Source organism: Enterococcus sp. AZ063 (assembly GCF_051715045.1).
GTDB lineage: Bacteria > Bacillota > Bacilli > Lactobacillales > Enterococcaceae > Enterococcus_D > Enterococcus_D casseliflavus.
Genome location: NZ_JBIOTA010000001.1, coordinates 3036514 through 3055600, shown reverse-complemented (window position 1 = coordinate 3055600; position 19087 = coordinate 3036514). Strand labels below are relative to the sequence as shown.

The 19087-nt window shown below is 42.1% G+C and carries 17 protein-coding genes; 13 read left to right on the top strand and 4 right to left on the bottom strand.

Annotated features, from left to right (window positions below; genetic code table 11):
- Nucleotides 1-55 precede the first annotated feature (55 nt).
- The 13 genes from IGK61_RS14385 to IGK61_RS14325 all read left to right on the top strand — a co-directional run bounded on the left by IGK61_RS14385 (nt 56) and on the right by IGK61_RS14325 (nt 14827).
- Nucleotides 56-1936: a BglG family transcription antiterminator gene (locus IGK61_RS14385; RefSeq protein ID WP_074535439.1), complete on the top strand. Its 1881-nt coding sequence runs from the start codon at nt 56-58 to the stop codon at nt 1934-1936.
- A 3-nt stretch (nt 1937-1939) separates the two neighbouring features.
- Nucleotides 1940-2725, top strand: a complete 786-nt coding sequence (locus IGK61_RS14380; RefSeq protein ID WP_074535440.1) for a tyrosine-protein phosphatase — start codon at nt 1940-1942, stop codon at nt 2723-2725.
- 15 nt (nt 2726-2740) lie between these two features.
- On the top strand, nt 2741-4006 hold the full coding sequence (locus tag IGK61_RS14375) for a PTS sugar transporter subunit IIC (RefSeq protein WP_074535441.1): 1266 nt from the start codon (nt 2741-2743) through the stop codon (nt 4004-4006).
- 28 nt (nt 4007-4034) lie between these two features.
- A complete protein-coding gene (locus IGK61_RS14370; RefSeq protein ID WP_010749922.1) occupies nt 4035-4334 on the top strand; it encodes a PTS sugar transporter subunit IIB in 300 nt (99 codons plus the stop codon).
- Between the two features lies 1 nt (nt 4335).
- Nucleotides 4336-4677: a PTS lactose/cellobiose transporter subunit IIA gene (locus IGK61_RS14365; RefSeq protein ID WP_010749921.1), complete on the top strand. Its 342-nt coding sequence runs from the start codon at nt 4336-4338 to the stop codon at nt 4675-4677.
- A 156-nt stretch (nt 4678-4833) separates the two neighbouring features.
- Nucleotides 4834-6168 (top strand): hypothetical protein, encoded by a 1335-nt coding sequence (locus IGK61_RS14360; RefSeq protein WP_074535442.1) that lies wholly within the window; start codon nt 4834-4836, stop codon nt 6166-6168.
- Between the two features lie 92 nt (nt 6169-6260).
- Nucleotides 6261-6536 carry a helix-turn-helix domain-containing protein gene (locus IGK61_RS14355; protein ID WP_074535443.1) on the top strand — a complete coding sequence of 92 codons (276 nt, stop codon included), beginning with the start codon at nt 6261-6263 and terminating at the stop codon, nt 6534-6536.
- 253 nt (nt 6537-6789) lie between these two features.
- Entirely contained in the window at nt 6790-8145 is a 1356-nt protein-coding gene (guaD, locus tag IGK61_RS14350; protein ID WP_074535444.1) for a guanine deaminase, read from the top strand.
- A gap of 49 nt (nt 8146-8194) precedes the next feature.
- Entirely contained in the window at nt 8195-9478 is a 1284-nt protein-coding gene (locus tag IGK61_RS14345) for a uracil-xanthine permease family protein (protein ID WP_016612741.1), read from the top strand.
- 329 nt (nt 9479-9807) lie between these two features.
- Nucleotides 9808-10425: a LysM peptidoglycan-binding domain-containing protein gene (locus IGK61_RS14340; protein ID WP_008380639.1), complete on the top strand. Its 618-nt coding sequence runs from the start codon at nt 9808-9810 to the stop codon at nt 10423-10425.
- A 289-nt stretch (nt 10426-10714) separates the two neighbouring features.
- Nucleotides 10715-11116 carry an MmcQ/YjbR family DNA-binding protein gene (locus IGK61_RS14335; RefSeq protein ID WP_010749917.1) on the top strand — a complete coding sequence of 134 codons (402 nt, stop codon included), beginning with the start codon at nt 10715-10717 and terminating at the stop codon, nt 11114-11116.
- A 229-nt stretch (nt 11117-11345) separates the two neighbouring features.
- Entirely contained in the window at nt 11346-13055 is a 1710-nt protein-coding gene (locus IGK61_RS14330) for an ABC transporter ATP-binding protein (protein ID WP_074535445.1), read from the top strand.
- Nucleotides 13056-13057: 2 nt separating this feature from the next.
- Nucleotides 13058-14827, top strand: a complete 1770-nt coding sequence (locus IGK61_RS14325) for an ABC transporter ATP-binding protein (protein WP_074535446.1) — start codon at nt 13058-13060, stop codon at nt 14825-14827.
- Between the two features lie 209 nt (nt 14828-15036).
- Here IGK61_RS14325 and IGK61_RS14320 read toward each other — a convergent pair whose 3' ends face one another.
- The 4 genes from IGK61_RS14320 to IGK61_RS14305 all read right to left on the bottom strand — a co-directional run bounded on the left by IGK61_RS14320 (nt 15037) and on the right by IGK61_RS14305 (nt 19073).
- Nucleotides 15037-15354 carry an RNHCP domain-containing protein gene (locus IGK61_RS14320; protein ID WP_010749914.1) on the bottom strand — a complete coding sequence of 106 codons (318 nt, stop codon included), beginning with the start codon at nt 15352-15354 and terminating at the stop codon, nt 15037-15039.
- Between the two features lie 473 nt (nt 15355-15827).
- A complete protein-coding gene (locus tag IGK61_RS14315; protein WP_074535447.1) occupies nt 15828-16586 on the bottom strand; it encodes a DeoR/GlpR family DNA-binding transcription regulator in 759 nt (252 codons plus the stop codon).
- A 35-nt stretch (nt 16587-16621) separates the two neighbouring features.
- Nucleotides 16622-17272 (bottom strand): L-fuculose-phosphate aldolase, encoded by a 651-nt coding sequence (locus IGK61_RS14310; protein WP_074535448.1) that lies wholly within the window; start codon nt 17270-17272, stop codon nt 16622-16624.
- Between the two features lie 19 nt (nt 17273-17291).
- Entirely contained in the window at nt 17292-19073 is a 1782-nt protein-coding gene (locus IGK61_RS14305; RefSeq protein ID WP_438844954.1) for an L-fucose isomerase, read from the bottom strand.
- Nucleotides 19074-19087 lie beyond the last annotated feature (14 nt).

Genomic DNA, 19087 nt, shown 5'->3' with positions numbered 1-19087 from the left:
TACCTATGGAGGTTGCTTGGGTTTGACTCTAAACTAGTAAGCGAGGGAGAGAGAGATGGAAAAATTAAGCCTATTGTTGTTAAGAACACTTTCGGAGCATGACGGTTTTATGACGAGTAAAGCGGCTGCTGCCGAGTTGGGTGTTAGCAGGAAAACCGTTCGCCGTTATGCAGAAGAAATCAACCAGCATCAAGAACGATACGGTTGTATGATTCAAGCGAAAAAAGGGAGTGGGTTGTATTTACAAATAACGAACGAAGAAGCTTTTCAGCGAAGGAAAGAACAAGCGTCCCACAATGACGACTTTGTTTCTAGAATTATTGAATTCTTTATTCAAGAAGAAACGTATATTAAATCCGAAATGCTTTGCGAACGCTTATTCATTTCTCAGAGTAAGCTATCTCAAGAATTGAAAAAGCTGCGACGGATACTAAGCCATTACCAGCTCTCCATTCAAACGAAGCCGTATTACGGAATGAAACTTAGCGGCAGCGAATTTGACTTGAGACGATTTATGGCTAGTAATTATTTGCAAAGAACCCATATCAAGCAGTTAGAAGAGGGCACAATCAGCGAAGATACACCGTCGCTTCTTCACCAGCAGATAAAAGCGATCGTTTCGTCGGAGTTTTCGCAAAAAGCCTACCCCATGTCGGAGGCTATTTTGAACAATCTGGTGAATCATTTAGCGATCGCTGTCTTACGCATGCAAAGCGGCCGCTACTTGGATCGAAATCTGCCAATCAGCGGCAGGACCAATGATGAACAGACGTTACTAGGAGAGCGAATCATAGCCAGAATTGAAAAAGAATGTGCTGTACACTTTACCGAATACGAGCGAAATTATGTTTTAGGGCAAATCGTTGGCAAACGAGTAGTCCCTAGAAATGAAAAGATGACTGTTTCAGATGAAGCAGCAGAATTGGTCAGCAAAATTTTAAAAGCGATCAAGGAAAGCCGCCAAATCGATTTCAGCAAAGACTTGGATCTGCAAACGATGTTGATGTTGCACTTTGCTCCGCTGATCGATCGGATCGAATTGGGGATCGAGCTGAAAAATCCTTTGTTGAATGAGGTGAAGGTACACTGTAATGTCGCTTATGATTTAGCCATCATTGCCGGTCAAGTCATTGCAAAGCAATTTGAAAAGACCATCAGTGATCATGAACTCAGCTATTTGGCGATGCACTTTGATGTGGCTTTAAATAAGAAAAATTCGCAAACACAGCGCAAGTATATTTTAGTGGTCAATGACCTAGGTCGAGCGGCCAATACCTTCCTTAAAGAGAAATTTGAGTTTTATTTTCGCAATTATATCAAGAAAGTCACGGTATGCAATCAATATGAATTTTTGCAAATGATCGAAGAGCAGGAGTTCGATTTCATCTTTTCTTCGATTCCGCTTCCTTACGAAGGAACGATTCCTGTTATGAATGTTGATTATTTTATGCAACCGGATATGATCAAAAAGATCGAAGCCGCATTGGCCGCTGTCTTCACAGAAGAAGTGCTTTTGAACTACTTTAAGGAATCATTATTCATCTGTGAACAAGAATTTGAAACAAAAGAAGCGGTATTGCATTTTTTATGCCAACAAATCAAAGAACAGTATTCAATGCCTGAGAATTTTGAAACATTAGTTTTTGAACGAGAAGCCTTTTTTGGAACCGATTTCTTACCGTCGGTCGCTTTCCCTCATCCCAATGCACTGATTGGTTCAGAAACGGTGATTGCTGTTGCAAACTTGAAAAAGCCAGTGTTCTGGTACAAACAGTCGGTTCGTCTCGTTTTCTTATTAGTGATTGCTGAACAAGATCACTTAAAAGTGAAACCGCTGAATGATCATTTGATCAAACAATGTTCTTCGTTGGATAAAGTTAACAAACTAGCTGCAACAACGGACTTTATGACGTTCATTAATTATTTAAAGGAGTAGTATATGACAAATGAAAAAGTAACCTTAGAAGGTGCATATAATTTTCGCGATTTTGGCGGCTATCGGACCAAAGAGGGAAAATATGTGGTGACTGGAAAACTATACCGCTCAGACGAATTGAGCAAATTGACAGAAGCCGATCAGAAAAAATTAGCAGCTCTGGGAATCGAGAAAATTATTGACTACCGTAATGCCCAAGAAAGAGTAGACAATGAAGACAAACCCATTGGGAATGCTCAGGTGCTTTATTTGACACCGATTGCTGATATTGCTGCTTTAGCTTCTTCAGAAGAAGGGGAGCCAATGGCGCTTTCTGCAGAAGAAATCACCACCGAAGTTGCAAAAGAATTGATGATTCGGCAAAATTATGAATTTGTTGAAAACAGTCAATGCAAGAACGTTTATAAAGAAGTATTGGACATTCATTTGGAAGCTGAAGGTGCAGTGGTTCAGCACTGCCGTGGTGGCAAAGACCGCACCGGTTATGGGGTTGCCCTGATTCAGTTACTGTTGGGTGTCAGTTATGAAGAGGTCATGGAAGATTACCTGCTGACCAACGAGTACAAAAGGGAGAAAAATACCAAGAGTCTCAAGCAGATACAAGAAGAAACGAACAACCCCGATTTTGTGGCAGCAATGCGATACTTCAAAGAAGCTGATCGGTGTTTTTTACAAACCGCTTTGGATTTGATTGAGGCTCATGGGGGGATTGAGACGTATGTAAAAGAAGAACTGGGTTTTTCACAGCAGAAAATCCAGCTGCTTAAAGATAAATACTTGCGGGATTAAGTGAAGGAGGACCTTATGAATACACTGAAAGATAAAATACTAGCTGCAGCCGTTCAAGTACAAAACAATATTTATATGAAAGCCATTGCCAATGCAATGATGGGCTTAATGCCCGTCATGATGATCAGTTCCATTGCTTCCTTGATCAATGCGATCGACATTGGGGCAACGCAACAGATAATGGAACAAATTGGTTTGAAAGCATTATTAACCCAAGTTAACGCGATGACGATCGATGTCGTTTCCGTTTATGTCGCCTTTCTAGTTGGCTACAAATTAGCCGAGCATTTAAATGCGGATCAACTAAATGCCGGTATCATGAGTTTGGTCTCATTTTTGATTTTGAGTCCGATTTCGACTTTAGAAGAAACTCGTACGATGGAGTTGTCGACCCTTGGCTCCGGTGGGATGTTTGTCGCCATGTTTGGTGGATTGTTGGGTGCCAGAATTTACATTTTATGTGTACAGAAGAATTTGATGATCAAAATGCCGGATTCGGTACCGCCGATCGTCAACAAATCCTTTGCAGCGATCGTGCCAGCAATTATTGTTTCAGCCATTATGGGCATCATCTACGTGGGCATGGCGGCAACCCCTTATGGCACGCTGACAGATATGATCTATACTTGGGTACAAGCTCCACTGACCTTGCTAGGAGCGAATATTCTTGCCTGCATGATCATTGTGGCGTTTATCGAATTTCTTTGGTTCTTTGGCATTCACGGAGTGTTGGCTGTTTATCCGATTTTGATGCTGGTCTTTTACCAACCAGGACTTGATAATCTGGCGGCGTACAGTGCCGGTCAAGCATTACCACATTTGTTTACGATTGGTTTTATTTTGAACAATCGCGGGGCTCGTTCATTTGCAGTCGCTTTACTGGCTATTTTTGGCTGCAAATCAGAGCAGCTAAAAGCTGTTGGTAAAATTGGTTTGATCCCTTCCATGTTTGGTATTTCTGAGCCAATCAAATTTGGGATTCCTCAAGTGATGAATATCAGAATGCTGCTTCCCTTGATGTTAACACCGGCTGTTTCCGTGTTGTCAGCATATCTCTTAACGATTGTCGGCTTTTTGCCTTATCATAATGGAGTCAATATCCCAACTGGATTTCCGATTATTTTCGGTGGCTTCTTAGTGAATGGCTGGCAAGGGATCATTGCACAATTGATTCAATTTGTCTTATGTATCATCATCTATATCCCTTTTATGCGTCTGCAAGACAAAGCAGCACTAGCTGAAGAAAAGAATCTGCAAACCCAAGCGACAGTCGTTGAGTAACAAATAACGAGAAAATGGAGGAACAATGATGAAAAAAATAGTATTAGTTTGCGCTGGCGGCATGTCTACTGGTGTCTTAGTAAATAATATGAAAAAAGCAGCGCAAGAAAAAGGAGAAACGGTGGCGATCGATGCGTTCTCCATTGAATCAGTAACGACTGCAGCAAAAGATGCTGATTGCGTACTGTTAGGACCGCAAGTTTCTTACCGATTAAATGAAGTCCAAGGCTTAGTTGCTTGTCCAGCAGCCAGTATCGACATGCGCACCTATGGCATGATGGATGGAAAAAAAGCATTGGAACAAGCACTTGAATTAATAGGAGAGTAGAATGGAAGAAAAAGAACAAATTTGTTTTCAGATTATCTCGCAAGCGGGTATGGCAAGAAGTTGCTTTTTTGAAAGTATTCAAAAAGGAAGAGAAGCCCAGAATCTGGCTGCACTGCAAGCAATCGAAAAAGGAAAAGAACACTATCATGAAGCCCATTTGGCACATCGGAAGTTAGTCCAACAAGAAGCCCAAGGGGAAAAAGTCTGGATGTCCTTACTATTAAGTCATGCGGAAGATCTTTTGATGAGCGCAGATATCATGAGTGAGCTTGCAAAAGAGTTTCAAGGGTTGTATGAAGAAATTCAGGCAATTAAGCAAACGATTCAGTCTACTGGCTCCTAACCGAAAATCGCAATAAGAAAAAGAAACGAAGTGTCAGTCCTTTGACAAAACACTTGGTTTCTTTTTGCTTAAATTTGGTACGCACGTTGACAGGATTGCTTGAAGGTGTAGGATAGAAGAAAGATGGAACTTTAAATCAAGGCAAGGAGTCGGACGATGAAAGTTTTAAAATCCCATACCGCACTTTTGATTATCAGCAATACGATCACGATCATTCCGTATCTTTATTTTTTATCTTTGAGCAAAGAGCAGTCGCTAAGTGCAGCATTAGCCTTTGCGCTCTTTTATACCTTTCGCATGACAGGGGTCTTTTTCTTACAGACGCTTACGGCGCTTTTCGCACCATCATTGTTAGCAGCCAGTGTCTTGATCGGCGGCGCCGGCGCATTGGTAGGTATCTTGAGCACTTGGTGGAGTGTGGCACTCTTGCCAGCTGCTGGTTTGTTGGGGATCAGTGCTTCTTGGTTGCCGCCAGCTGATCTGATGGTACGCCAAAAAGCCAAGCTCACTGAACAGCCGCTGAAAAATGATTGGAAGGAGGCGCTGTTCTTTCTTGTGGTTTTACTGTTTGCCTTACGGTTGCCTGATGACCTTCAAGGCATTGGCCTATTTGGCAGTTATTTTGCACTCTTTGTGCTGGCAGCTAAGAGTAGTCAAACCTTCAACAACCTCCCAAAAAGACCGTTGATGCAGCGCAACCAGTTATTCAACAAGCAATTTTTGTTGTATTTCTTTTTCTTTCTCTTACTGTTTGGCTTGCGAGCAGCCAGGCTGATCAAGTCGAATGCCCTCTTTGAGTGGGCAATCACTGGTTTCTTGTTTCTCTTTGCTTTGCTGCTGATCACTTTAACGAAACGCAGTAAGTCGTGGAGACAGCCGCTTCACTTGAACATCCTCACCTTTATTCGGGGAGTGATCGGTAACTTTCTTTTTCTTTTCGGCTCGGTCTATGTTACCGGTCGATTTGGGGCCCAAGCGCTCAGTACTCACGTTTACTTGCCTTATGCACTGGGCCTTTTTGGCGCAATGTTTCTCGGGGGAAAACTCGCACGCTTGCTAGAAAAACAGTTAGTACCGGCGTATTTGCTTGGATTGATGGTTGGTGTTCTTCTATTTAGCAGCGATCTTTTGATCCCAATAAGTTTATTTGTCATTAGTTTCTTTAATGCGGGATTGAATCAATGGCTCACGAAACAGTATTTGGCGGCAAAACCCGAAGCAATTGAGCAGCAGAGTTTAGCCAAGTATGCCACACAAAGCAAAGGGAGTCTGGTACATCAATTTCTTTTGATGACACTCCTGTTTGTCATTCTTCGTTTTGAACATCAGCCGCTGGCTTTCTTGTTTCAGCTATCAGGAACGACGGCAACGAATCAGACCTCAAGGATCCAAAGCTTTTTAGAGCCAGCAAAATGGGGCTCGATTGCAGGAGTACTGTGTTTGCTAGTAGGTGGATTGGTGGTATTTCGTAGGAATCGTAAAGAAAAATAATGGAGAAATGATTTGGAGTTGATTCGGTGTAATCGACAAAGAGAATGTTAAGTAGTTTTGTATCAACTAGAAAAAAGAGGCGGAGATCAAAGATGCCAACAGTTAAATTCAATGATTTTTTAAAAGAAAAAATGAAAGACACTGAATTCAAAGCTGAATATGAAGCTGAAAAAGCGAAACTTGCTAGTGCTGTAGCATTGATGAAAGCGCGAGAAAGTGCAGGACTCACACAAAGAGAACTTGCAGAGCTCGCCGCTGTTCCTCAGTCAACCATTGCACGTATTGAGAGAGGGGGTAATACAAGTTTCGAAACGTTATCCAAACTTGCTTCTGCCCTTGGAAAAAACCTGACCGTTAGTCTAGTTTAGGTAACGCCTTAGTTATAGATAAACCAAGCGAATATTCTCAAAAAGCAGACACTGTCTTATTTCTAGACGGTGTCTTTTTTTTGAAATCGCATAAAAACCGAACATTTATCGTTTTATCTTCCTTTATGATAGTGAATTTTATTGCACTATTTTCGAATAGCGTTAAAATAAGAACATCGTGTTAGTGAAAAAGGAACATTAAATGAACGGCTTTTTCCTGACAATGTCTTAGAGAACGGGGGAAATCAAACAAATGGCAACCATTCGCTATTTTAAAGGAGATGTTTTCCATACACCAACTGATGGAAAACTAGACTATATAGAAGATGCATTGATTCAAGTCGATGACGCAGGGATCATCACGAAAGTTACTGCCAAAACAGATCAAGGGTATGAGGTAGAGCTGGCAAAAGCATCAGAGAATCTTCAGGCTTTATCCGAAGGCCAGTGCTTTTTACCAGGGTTTGTCGATCTGCATGTCCACGCCCCACAATGGCCGCAAGCAGGGATCGCGTTAGATGAACCGTTAAATGTCTGGTTAGATGAATGCACGTTTCCGCTGGAGGCAAAATATGCCGATCCAGCATTTGCCAAAGCTGTCTATCAAGATTTGGTAGCACAGCTATTGGCAAGAGGAACGACAACGGTTCTTTATTTTGCAACGATCCATCTAGAAGCGAGTCTTCAATTGGCGAAGACTTGTGCCACTCTTGGTCAACGGGGATTAGTCGGAAAAGTCGTTATGGACGATCCCCAAGCCAATCCTGCTTTTTATCGAGACGCGTCAACAGAAGAGGCATTAGCGGATACAGAACGTTTTATTCAAGAAGTACAAGCAATCGCAAAGACCGCACCACAAGGCGTTTATCCTGTGGTCACTCCGCGATTTGTCCCCAGCTGTACCGATGAAGGCTTGGCAGGGTTAGGCGCATTGGCTGAAAAATATGATGTTCATGTTCAGACCCACTGCAGTGAAGGGCAATGGGAACATGACTTTGTTCAAGAACGATTTGGTAAAACGGATACCGAAGTGCTGCAAGATTTTGGCTTGTTGCGTGAAAAAGCAGTGATGGCTCATGGCAATTTCATCAGCCCAGCTGACGGCGCCCGTTTTGTCGAAACCGGCGCCGCAGTTGCGCACTGTCCCATCTCAAATGCCTACTTTGCCAATGGCGTGATCCCAATCAAGCGCTTGAAAGAACAAGGGGTCACGATTGGTTTAGGAACGGATATCTCCGGCGGTTTTTCACCGAGTTTGTATGACAACATCAAACAAGCTGTGATGTCTTCGAGAATGTTAGAAGATGGCGTGGATGTCACGCTTCCTCAAAACACACGAGGAGTAGCTGATTCTCGTATATCCGTGATCGATGCGTTCTCATTGGCGACAAAAGGCGGCGGTGAGGCACTAAAATTACCAGTAGGTGTCATCAAAGAAGGGTATGCGTTTGATGTGCAAGTGATCGATACGCGACAAAAAGAAAATCCTTTGCCTGACTTCGGTGTGTTTACTTCACCCGAAGCAAGATTACAAAAAATCCTGTACTTAGCAACGATGCAAAATATTCGCCAAGTCTGGGTCCAAGGAAAAAAAGTACACGAAAAATGAGGAGAATGAGACAGTGGAATCAACGAAAAACAAACATTTAACGATCGGAATGAACGAAGACATTCCCTTTGGTCAAGCAGTACTTTTAGGATTACAGCATGTGTTGGCAATGGACGTGTATGTGCCGCCATTTATTATCGCAACCGCGGTGGCGATGTCCTCTTCAGACGCATCAGGTTTGATCCAATCGACCTTTTTAGGAGCAGGGATCGCTTCTTTGATCCAAGTCCTCTTTTTCTTGAAATTACCCGTATGTCAAGGACCATCCTTTGTACCCGTTGGAGCGATCATCGGTATTTATTTTGGTGCCAACGGCATGGACACGGTGTTAGGTGCCAGCATTGTTGGTGCCGCAGCAGTCATTTTACTAGGTTTTACGGGCATTTATAAGTATATCGTTCGTCATTTTATTCCTACGATCGTCAGTGGAACGATCATTATGATCGTTGGGTTGACATTGCTGCCAACGGCCTTTACCAGCAATATCTATCCTGCCACTGAAACACTAAGTGCCAATCAAAACATGTTGTTGGCTGCGATTACTGCGGCGATTTTGATTTTGTTTTCCATGTTAGGCGATTATTTTCCGGGAATGGGAAAATACTTCCGAATCAGTTCGGTCATTATTGCTTTGGTTATCGGTACCGTGATTGCTTCCTTTATGGGGGGCGTTGATTTTCAGTCGGTGGCGGATGCTTCTTTCTTTAGTCTGCCAAAACTGGTATTTCTAAACTATGGCCTGCACTTTGATGTTTCAGCGATCTTAACGATGCTAGTGATCTATATGGTGCTCCTAGCAGAAACAACAGGTACTTGGTATGCGGTCAGTTCCGTGACAGAAGAACCTGTTACAGATGAACAGATCAATAAAGGCGTGATCGGTGAAGGGTTAGGCTGCTTGGTTGCCGCCTTAGTTGGAACGACACCTGTAACTGGTTATTCTACCAATGCAGGGATCATTTCGATCACAGGGGTTGCTAGTAAAAAAGTCTTTGTGATGGCGTCCGTCTGGTTTATCCTATTGTCCTTCATGGGAAAACTTTCAGCCTTGATTCACGCAGTACCTTCTGCTGTCATCGGCGGCGTGTTCGCAGTCGTCTGCGTCATTATTTTGTTGAGCGGCTTTCGGGTCATTAAGAATGAAGAGTTTTCCGAGCGGGAGTTGTATATTATCGGGGTACCGTTGATTATTGCCATCGGCTTGTTGTTTATGCCAGCAGAAATCAAAGAATCTGCGCCTCAATTCTTACAATATTTATTAGATTCACCGATTGCTTTAAGTGCAATTGCGGCGATCGTCATGAATAAATTGATCCCAGTGAAGAAAAAATAGAAAGTAAATGAGGAATGAGACCTTGTCTCGTTCCTTCTTTTGTTACAATCCTGTGTAAAAAGAGGGTTTTTTGTAATATAGGAAAGGTTTTCTAAGGTTAACTGGTTTACCTGAAAACAAAATAACTGTAATGTTAAAAATTACAGCAGAATAAAGCTTGATATGATAGGATTCTCAAATTCTTACGAAACGTAAGGCAACTGTCGTTTTCGTAATCATCTGTAATGAATTCTTTACCTATGAAATATTCTTCGATGTTAGACTTGTTTATGCGCTTGAGTCATCTCAAATGACGCAAAATGAGTTTCAAAAGAAGGAGATTTAATTATATGAAGTCTTTAAAAACTGTTTTACTTAGTACAGCTGTCCTTGCCGGTTTCGGCCTTTTCTTAGGTGGGAAAGACGCCTTTGCAGACGAACAATACACTGTTCAATCTGGTGATACATTATCAACAATCGCTACTAACTTTTATGGTTATAGCTCTGATGATACGATCAATGCGATCGTTGAAGCAAACGAGATTGCTGATAAAAACTTGATTTTTGTTGGGGAAGCATTGATCATCCCTACAGATGGCACTGCAACTTATACAGAATCTGCAAACACGACTGCTGCAGCAAGTGTACAACAACCAAGTGAACCAGCAGCTTCACAATCAAGCAACACACAATCTGCTGCTGCAAGCACACAAAGCAGCTCAAGCTACAGCTCTTCAGCTAGCGGCTCAGAAGCTTCAGCAAAAGAATGGATCGCCAACAAAGAATCTGGTGGTTCTTACACAGCGACAAACGGACAATACTATGGCCGTTACCAATTAACCAACTCTTACTTAAATGGTGACTATTCAGCTGCTAACCAAGAAAAGGTTGCCGATGAATATGTTGCATCACGTTATGGTTCTTGGTCTGCTGCCAAAGCATTCTGGGAAGCAAATGGTTGGTACTAAGATTCTCAAATGAATCTTGTCCATGACATCTAGTAATCAATTGCCCTTATTGGCGAGTACAACTTACTCGCTGATGAGGGCTTTTTTGTGTCCTCTGAGAAAGGTGAATGAATGTAACGCCGCATACAGCTGCATGTAACGTCATTATCAGTCGACATGCCACTGATAAAAAATCCCTTTTTCCACGACAACCATGTATAATAGTAGGAAATAGAGCAGCAAGCGATTCAATCTGTCAAAATTGAGACAGAAAATGGCGATTTTGATAGCAGAAAGTGGGGGACACACAATGAGTACATCGATTGAAGAAAAAATTGCACAAAAAATGCAGCGATTTCAAGCATTTGGGGAAGGCTTGCCGGGAGCCAAAGTCTATTATCGCGAAGATTGGGATGCAATCTACTTTGATTTAGTAGGAAAGCAGTTTGGAATCATGAGTCCACAACCAGAAGAAACAGCGTTTTTGACTTTGAAAAATCTGCCCGAGGTCAACGAAACGCTGCGAGAGCAATTTCCTGACGTCATCATTCCAGGGTATTATGCCAATAAGACCCATTGGAATACCATCAAGTTGGCATCTGATGCCTTGATGGAAGAAAACATCGAACAAATGATTTTGGTTTCCTACGATTTAGTCAAACAAAAACTGACAAAAAAACAAAAAAGTGAGCTGGAAAACAGCGAATCGTAAGTCAAAGATTTAGCGACAAAAAATAATCAAACCAGTATCTAGGATCATCATAATCCCTTTACTATTCGTTATTTTCGACAACATTTATGCAATATTTTCAAAGAGCTTTCATGAAAGCTCTTTTTGTTTTATTTGTTCGCTTGTTTCCCGTCGTGATCCATGGTAAATTGTTGTGCAACCGAAATTTTTTGGCAGTCTTTTCTGCTAAACACAAAGGAGTGGTACGTATATGGATCTGGTCTTACGCCATGTCAAAAAGTACAAAGCGGCAACTGGCATTGCCTTATTATCGGTCATTTTAATGGTCGTTGCTGCATTATGGCAGCCGAAGCTCTTGCAGCAAGTGCTAGAATCAATTATTACCGAAAACAATGATGAAATGAAAAAAATTGGTGTGCAGCTGATTGGGCTAGCATTGCTAGGCCTTGTTGCAGGGATCATCAACACGATTTTTTCTGCGAAAGTGGCGCAAGGCGTTAGTGCCGATATTCGGGAAGAGATGTTTCGGAAAATCCAGACATTCTCATTTGGTAATATCGAAACCTTCTCGGCAGGAAACCTAGTGGTGCGCTTGACCAATGACATCACGCAAATTCAAAACTTAGTGATGATCTCGCTGCAATCGTTGTTTCGCATCCCGTTCTTATTTATCGGTGCCTTCATTTTGGCGATGACAACCATGCCGCAACTTTGGTGGATCATCGTCTTACTAATTATCGCTGTCCTAGTGATTACGGCACTCTCCTTTACACGGATGGGCAAACACTTTATGATCATCCAGAACTTGATCGACAAAATCAATGGGATCGCCAAAGAAAATTTGATGGGGATTCGTGTGGTGAAATCTTTTGTTCAAGAAGACAACCAACTGCAAGGCTTTTCTAAAGTCAGTGAAACGTTAACGAAGCATAATATTATTGTAGGAACCCTGTTCTCTGTAATGATCCCCTCCTTTATGCTGGCGGCCAACTTAGCAGTGGTCGGCGCGATTTTCTTTGTCAGTGATCTAGCGAAAGATGACCCAACCTTGATTGGGGGAATTGCCTCATTCATGAACTATTTGATGCAAATTATGATGGCGATCATTATCGGCGGCATGATGATGATGATGACATCACGGGCTGCAGTTTCGCTAAAACGGATCAAAGAGATTCTAGATACCGAACCGGATCTGCAATACCAAGATGTCCCAGAACAAGAATTGTCTGGAAGTGTCGCTTTTGAAAACGTCAGCTTCCGTTACCCTGGGGATGAAAAAAATGCCCTAACGGCTATCAGTTTCACCATCAAACCTGGCGAAATGATTGGGATCGTAGGGGCGACTGGTGCCGGCAAATCAACACTGGCGCAGCTGATTCCCCGTTTGTTTGACCCAACGGAAGGTGTCGTGCGGGTAGGCGGCGTTGATTTGAAAGAAGTCAATGAACAAAGCTTGCGTAAAACGGTCGCCTTTGTCTTGCAAAAAGCGATCCTCTTTTCAGGAACGATTGCCCAAAACTTGCGGCAAGGGAAAAAAGACGCCTCAGAATCTGAGATGTCTCGCGCAGCGGAAATCGCCCAAGCCAGTGAATTTATTCAAAAATTGACCGCTGGGTTTGAAGCGCCGGTCTCCGAGCGCAGCAGCAATTTTTCTGGAGGACAAAAGCAACGCTTATCGATTTCTCGAGGCGTGATCGGTGAACCGAAAATTTTGATTTTGGATGATAGTACGAGTGCATTAGATGCTCGTTCGGAAAAATTGGTTCGCGAAGCGTTTGAAAAACAATTAAAAGACACGACAACGATCATCATCGCGCAAAAGATTGCCTCTGTTGTGAAAGCCGACCGCATCTTCGTTTTAGATAATGGACGTCTGGTTGGTGAAGGAAGCCATGAATTTTTAGCCAATAACAATGCTATTTATCAAGAAATCTTCGCAACACAGAAAGGAGAGGAGTAACCATGACAGATTTGTTCAAAGCGAGTAAATTTTTCTACCATTACTTAAAACAATACAAGTGGTCGTTTCTATTCATTTTTGTGACGGTGATTCTAGCAACGTATCTGCAAGTGCAAGCGCCAGTCTTTGTCGGAGAAGCGTTCCAAGAGTTGGCGAATTATGTTGGCGGTTTGATGCAAGGGGTCGATGATAAATCGGCTTTTCTATCAATCATTTGGAAACTGTTGATTTTTTATGTCTTAGCCAGTGCAGCCAATTTTGTTTATAGTATCTTGTTCACGCAAGTGGTGGGAAAATCAACCAACAGAATGCGGATCGGCTTATTCAATAAACTGGAAAAATTGACGATCAAATTCTTTGATTCTCATCAAGACGGTGATATTTTGAGCCGTTTCACCAGTGACTTGGATAACATCCAAAACAGTCTGAACCAAGCATTGTTGCAAGTGCTGACCAATGTAGTCTTAATGGTGGGGATCTTGATCATGATGTTCCGTCAAAACGTTGAATTGGCATGGGCAACGATTGCTTCTACCCCGATTGCGGTGTTGATCGCGGTGATCGTGATCCAAAAAGCCCGCAAATATGTCGATCTGCAGCAAGATGAAGTCGGAAAATTAAACGGCTATATCGATGAAAAAATCAGTGGTCAACGAATCATCATCACCAATGGACTGCAAGAAGAAACCATCGATGGTTTTCTGGTCCACAACCAACAAGTCCGGGAAGCTACCTACAAAGGGCAAGTCTACTCTGGGCTGCTTTTCCCCTTGATGCAAGGGATGTCCTTGTTGAACACGGCAATCGTGATTTTCTTTGGTGGCTGGTTAGCATTAAACGGTGACTTAGAACGTTCCGTTGCTTTAGGATTAGTTGTGACCTTTGTCCAGTATTCGCAGCAGTATTACCAACCATTGATGCAGATCTCTTCTGGTTACAGCATGATTCAATTGGCGATCACCGGTGCGCGCAGAATCAATGAGATGTTTGATGAACCTGATGAAGTCAAACCAAAAGACGGGATCAAAGTGAAGGGCATCAAAGAGGCGGTTGCTTTGAATCATGTGGACTTTGGGTATGACAGTCAAAAATTGGTCCTAAAAGATGTCTCGATCACAGTCAACAAAGGCGAAATGGTCGCATTAGTCGGGCCGACGGGTTCAGGAAAAACGACCATCATGAATCTGTTGAATCGCTTCTATGATGTGAATGGTGGTTCTGTGACCTTTGACGGCATCGACATCCGGGAGCTAGACTTGGATCTGCTGCGTTCTCAAGTGGGAATCGTTTTGCAAGAATCCGTGTTGTTCTCAGGGACGATTCGCGAAAACATTGCTTTTGGGAAACCAGAAGCGACTGAAGCCGAAGTCATTGCAGCAGCGAAACAAGCCAATATCCATGAGTTTGTTATGACGTTGGAAAAAGGCTATGACACGGAGATCACCGAAGAGAACAATCTTTTCAGTACTGGTCAAAAACAATTGATGAGTATTGCCCGAACGATTTTGACCAATCCAGAATTGTTGATTTTGGATGAAGCCACCAGTAACGTTGATACCGTGACTGAAGCGAAAATTCAACGAGCAATGGATGAAGCGATCAAAGGACGAACCAGTTTTGTGATTGCCCATCGCTTGAAGACGATTTTGAATGCCGATCGCATCGTTGTCTTGAAGGACGGCGAAGTCATTGAAGAAGGCAATCACCATCAATTGGTGGCTGCCGATGGCTTTTATGCGGAACTGTATCACAATCAATTCGTTTTTGAATAAGCGCAAACCAATGTAAAATCATCAAGAAGACACTAGCAGGACAGCCCGCTGATTTCGTCAACTAATCGACGAGACAGCGGGCTGTTTTTTTTTAGGTTAAAGTAAGCACTTCTTATGACGACAATGTCTATGAGCAGTTAGTGGTATAAGGGGTCCGTTGTTCTGATAACCAAAAAAGACCAGCCTTAAGCATGGTCTTCTTTGGTTTTTTAGTGATACGCAGCGGTTTGAGCCAACCACTCAATAAAATGGTCTGGCTGTTGCGTATCCTGTGCCACGATATTCCACTGCTGGTTTTTGCAGCGGGTGCATTCATGCAGCAGCTGATAGCCTTTTTTGGAATGTTGGCGATAGTCAATCGGTCGCATCAAGCCATGGCAAGTATTTTGACGATCACCCGGGCGAATATCCACGTGTAACGAGTAGAGACACTGGGGACAATGGTTGCGGTAAGAACCATTGGTCAAGGGTGCCACAGGCGTACTGCAGTTTTTACAAACAAAGGTCGTATTTTCATCTTTTCTCATTTTGCTTTCCTCCAAAAGAATGATTTCTTTTGAGAGAAAAGGGTTCCGTTCGTTCTTCATCAGGCTTCTTTGGCTAGGGACACATTCACCGTCCGTAACGATTACTTCTGCTTCCAGCTTCATGCGATTTCGCAATCCGTACCACGCTTAGTTTTTTCGTTTTGTGCTAAGCACTGTGTTGCGGCAGCCCACAACCCAGCAGTAAGTGTAGTCCAAAGTCACTGTCATTGGCGTCGTCCCCTAGAAAACAATTGAGGAATGCTTTTTCATCGAGTACCTCCTATGTGTTTATGAGGGTATTATAGCAGAAATAAAGTGGTCGATGATTAAATGAGGACCGCAAAGAAAATATCGCTCTTTCAAAGAAGCTCGTTTTTCTGTCAACGAACTAAAAAAACTATAACCGCAAGCAGTTATAGTTTTTAGTTCGTTCTAAAAATAGAGCGGCATAACTTGCAAGTAAAATTTTGAGATTAAAACAAAAAATCAATATTAAGTATTTGTGCGCGTTTTAGGTATGTTTCTGGCGGTTTTTTATTACTGATGATACACTCCAATGCTGACCAATCGGCGAGTTTATACGCGTGTTTTTTTTCAAATTTTGTATCATCGACAAGCAGAAGGTTCTGCTGTGCCATACGCATAATTTTCTTCTTAAAAAGGGCCTGTGCAAAATTAGCCTCATAAATTCCCTCGGAGTCGATACCCGTAGAACTTAAAATAAACAAATCAATTTGAAACAAGTTTAGGAAAGAGTTACCATAATCGCCAACAACACTTTCTGCATCTTTTATCGCCTCGCCGCCGATCATATATATCTTTGTCCCTTCTTGACTTTCATGTAATAATTCATAGGCAATTTGTAGTCCGTTAGTAATAATTACGCTATTTGATAACTCTGACAGATAGGGAAGAAGCGCTTTGGCAGTTGAACTGGAATCGATAAAAATACTCATTCCTGGTCCTAAAAAGGTACTGGCAATCTCGGCAATGTATTCTTTTTCATGAATCATGACATTTTCTCGGTACCTAGTTGAGATCACATGGTTTCTTTCAACTTCAAGTACAACGCCTCCACGATATCGGCGGATCAAACCTTCTTTTTCAAGTAGCAGGAGATCTCTTCTCAGTGTAGAAAGAGAGCAGAACAAAGCTTTCTGTAGATCAATATTGTCCATCTTTTTATGCTTTTTTAATAATGTCAATATTTGTTTCCTTCTAGAATCTGTCATCCTTCTATCTCCTAGCAAGAATTTTCTTTATTTTATCATATATCGTTCCTTTTCTGTCCATAAGTTTTAAAACGGACAGCCATGTTGGCCATTTCCCCATCATTAATAATTGATGGACTACCGATATGAGTTGCTAATATATGAACCTTAGCACAATATTCTAGTTCTTCCAGTACGTTAAAAGCATCAAAAAGAGTTGTCCCTCCTGTAAGAACCCCGTGGTTGGCTAACAAAACTGCTTTTCTATTTTGCATCGCTTTGAAAGCATTTTGTGCAAGTTCTTCCGTTCCAAAAGATGCGTAGTCAGCACAACGGACGTTTTTGCCGGCGACAGCGATCATATAGTGAGAAGCAGAAAAAGGTTTTCTTGCCACAGCAAAAGCTGTTGAGTAAAGCGTATGGGCATGAATGACCGCATGGAGATCCTGGCGCTGTTCATACATAATACCGTGCATACGCCATTCGCTTGAAGGTTTTTTTATTCCTTCGATAATTTCTCCGGTACAGCGCATGAGAACAATATCTTGAGGGGTGATCTCAGAAAATGGAATTCCAGAGGGAGTAATCAGCATAAGATCTTTTTCCCGCAGATAAAGACTAAGGTTTCCGCCAGTTCCTAGCGTATAACCTAAATCAATAAGCTTATTTCCATAATCAATTAATTGCTGTTTTTGTTCTAAATACATTGTTATCCTACTTTCATTATTATTTATAGAATGCGTCAAAGGCTTTGCATGCTGCAAAGTCAGCACTTTCAAGATCTTTGGTTCCAAATCCATCAAAAGCGTGTGGTCGAAACAATCGTTCTCTAGGTATATTGTGTAAAGAAACTGGAATTCGCAACATGCTTGCTAAAGTGATTAATTCTGCTCCTATATGACCATGTACACTGGCACCATGGTTGCTTCCCCAAGAAGACATCACACGATAGACATCTTCAAATCCAGGTTCACCTAAATTAGGAGCAAACCAAATTGTGGGCCAAGTTGGATCAGTCCGATTGTTTAAAGTATCATGGATCGCCAAAGGGAGCACACAAGAATATCCTTCAGCAAGTTGGAGGGTGGGGCCGACTCCCTCAACCAGATTGATACGTATTAAGGTCAAAGGTAGCTCAGCTTGTAAATGATATTGACTGGAAAAACCGCCTCCTCGGAAGTACTCATAATTTGCACGACACCATTTCGTTTTTTCCAAACAATTTTTAATGTCTCGATCTGTCATATTCCAAAACTCTTTCATGGTAGGCATCCCGTCATTGTCTAGACTGCCGCCGCTTCCATCAAGGGCACTTGCACCTGAATTTAAAAGATGCAGGACACCGTTTGCAGCTTTTCCTGATAATTGATGACCAGTCAGCCGCTTGACAGATTCTGGACTCCAGAAAGTACGCACATCCGAGAAAACAGCAGCTTTATTTGTGAGTAGGCTTCCAAAAAGCATAGTTGCGGCATTACAAGTGTCATTTTCTGTCGCAAAAGCAATAGGCTGTTTTGGACCATTCCAATCAAAGGTACTTGTTAAAATCGATTCTAAAAAATCTCCGTTTGGCAACCAATCAGTCCATTGACGCTGACCTTGAAAGCCGCCAGAAATAGCATTTTTTCCTTTTGCTTCTTCAACCCAACCAAGTTCAGTTAAACGCGGATTTCCCAATAAAATGTCCCGAACGATAATGGTTTGCTTTGCAATAAAATTCCACTGTTCTGAATCTGGAATATAACGAGAATGTGTTATTACATCTGGATAATCTTTTCCTTTATTAACATCGATCCCCTCATTACAATACTCAGTAATCCATTCACGTAATTTCTGGTACTCTTTTTCATCATAGATACCTAATTCAATTCGTCTTAGTATTTCGATCATATCTACGTATTCAACATGCATCCCTAAATATTTTTCAAAAAAAGATTGATCAATCTGACTTCCTGCAATCCCCATCGAGGAACTTCCAATATTCACATAGGATTTATTTTTTAATTCTCCCGCTGCAATACTGGCGCGAGCAAAAAGCAGAATTTTTTCTTTCACATCTTCTGGAATATTGGTATCATCATAGTCCTGTACTTCTTTTCCATAAATTTTATAAGCAGGCATTCCTTTTTGAGCGTAGGCACTCATAGCCGCAGCTAAAAACACTGCTCCTGGTCGTTCCGTTCCATTGAACCCCCAAACCGCTTTAAAAGTGTCAGGCCGAAGATCAAGTGTTTCGGTTCCGTAACACCAGCAAGGGCTTACAGTTAAAGTTGCAATGACGTCGTTTCTTGCAAATGCATCGTCTACAAAGCTGGCTTCTGCAAAACTGCCGATTGTTTTATACAGCAGCATACATTTGACCGGCGTTCCATCCATATAAAACAAAGTTGATTCGATAAACTCCTTCACACTTACAGCCATCGCCATCGTTTGCTCTTCAAGTGCTTCCCTGACACCGCCTTGTCTGCCGTCAATAGTTGGTCTAATACCGATTTTTGGATGATTCATTTTTATTCCTCCTG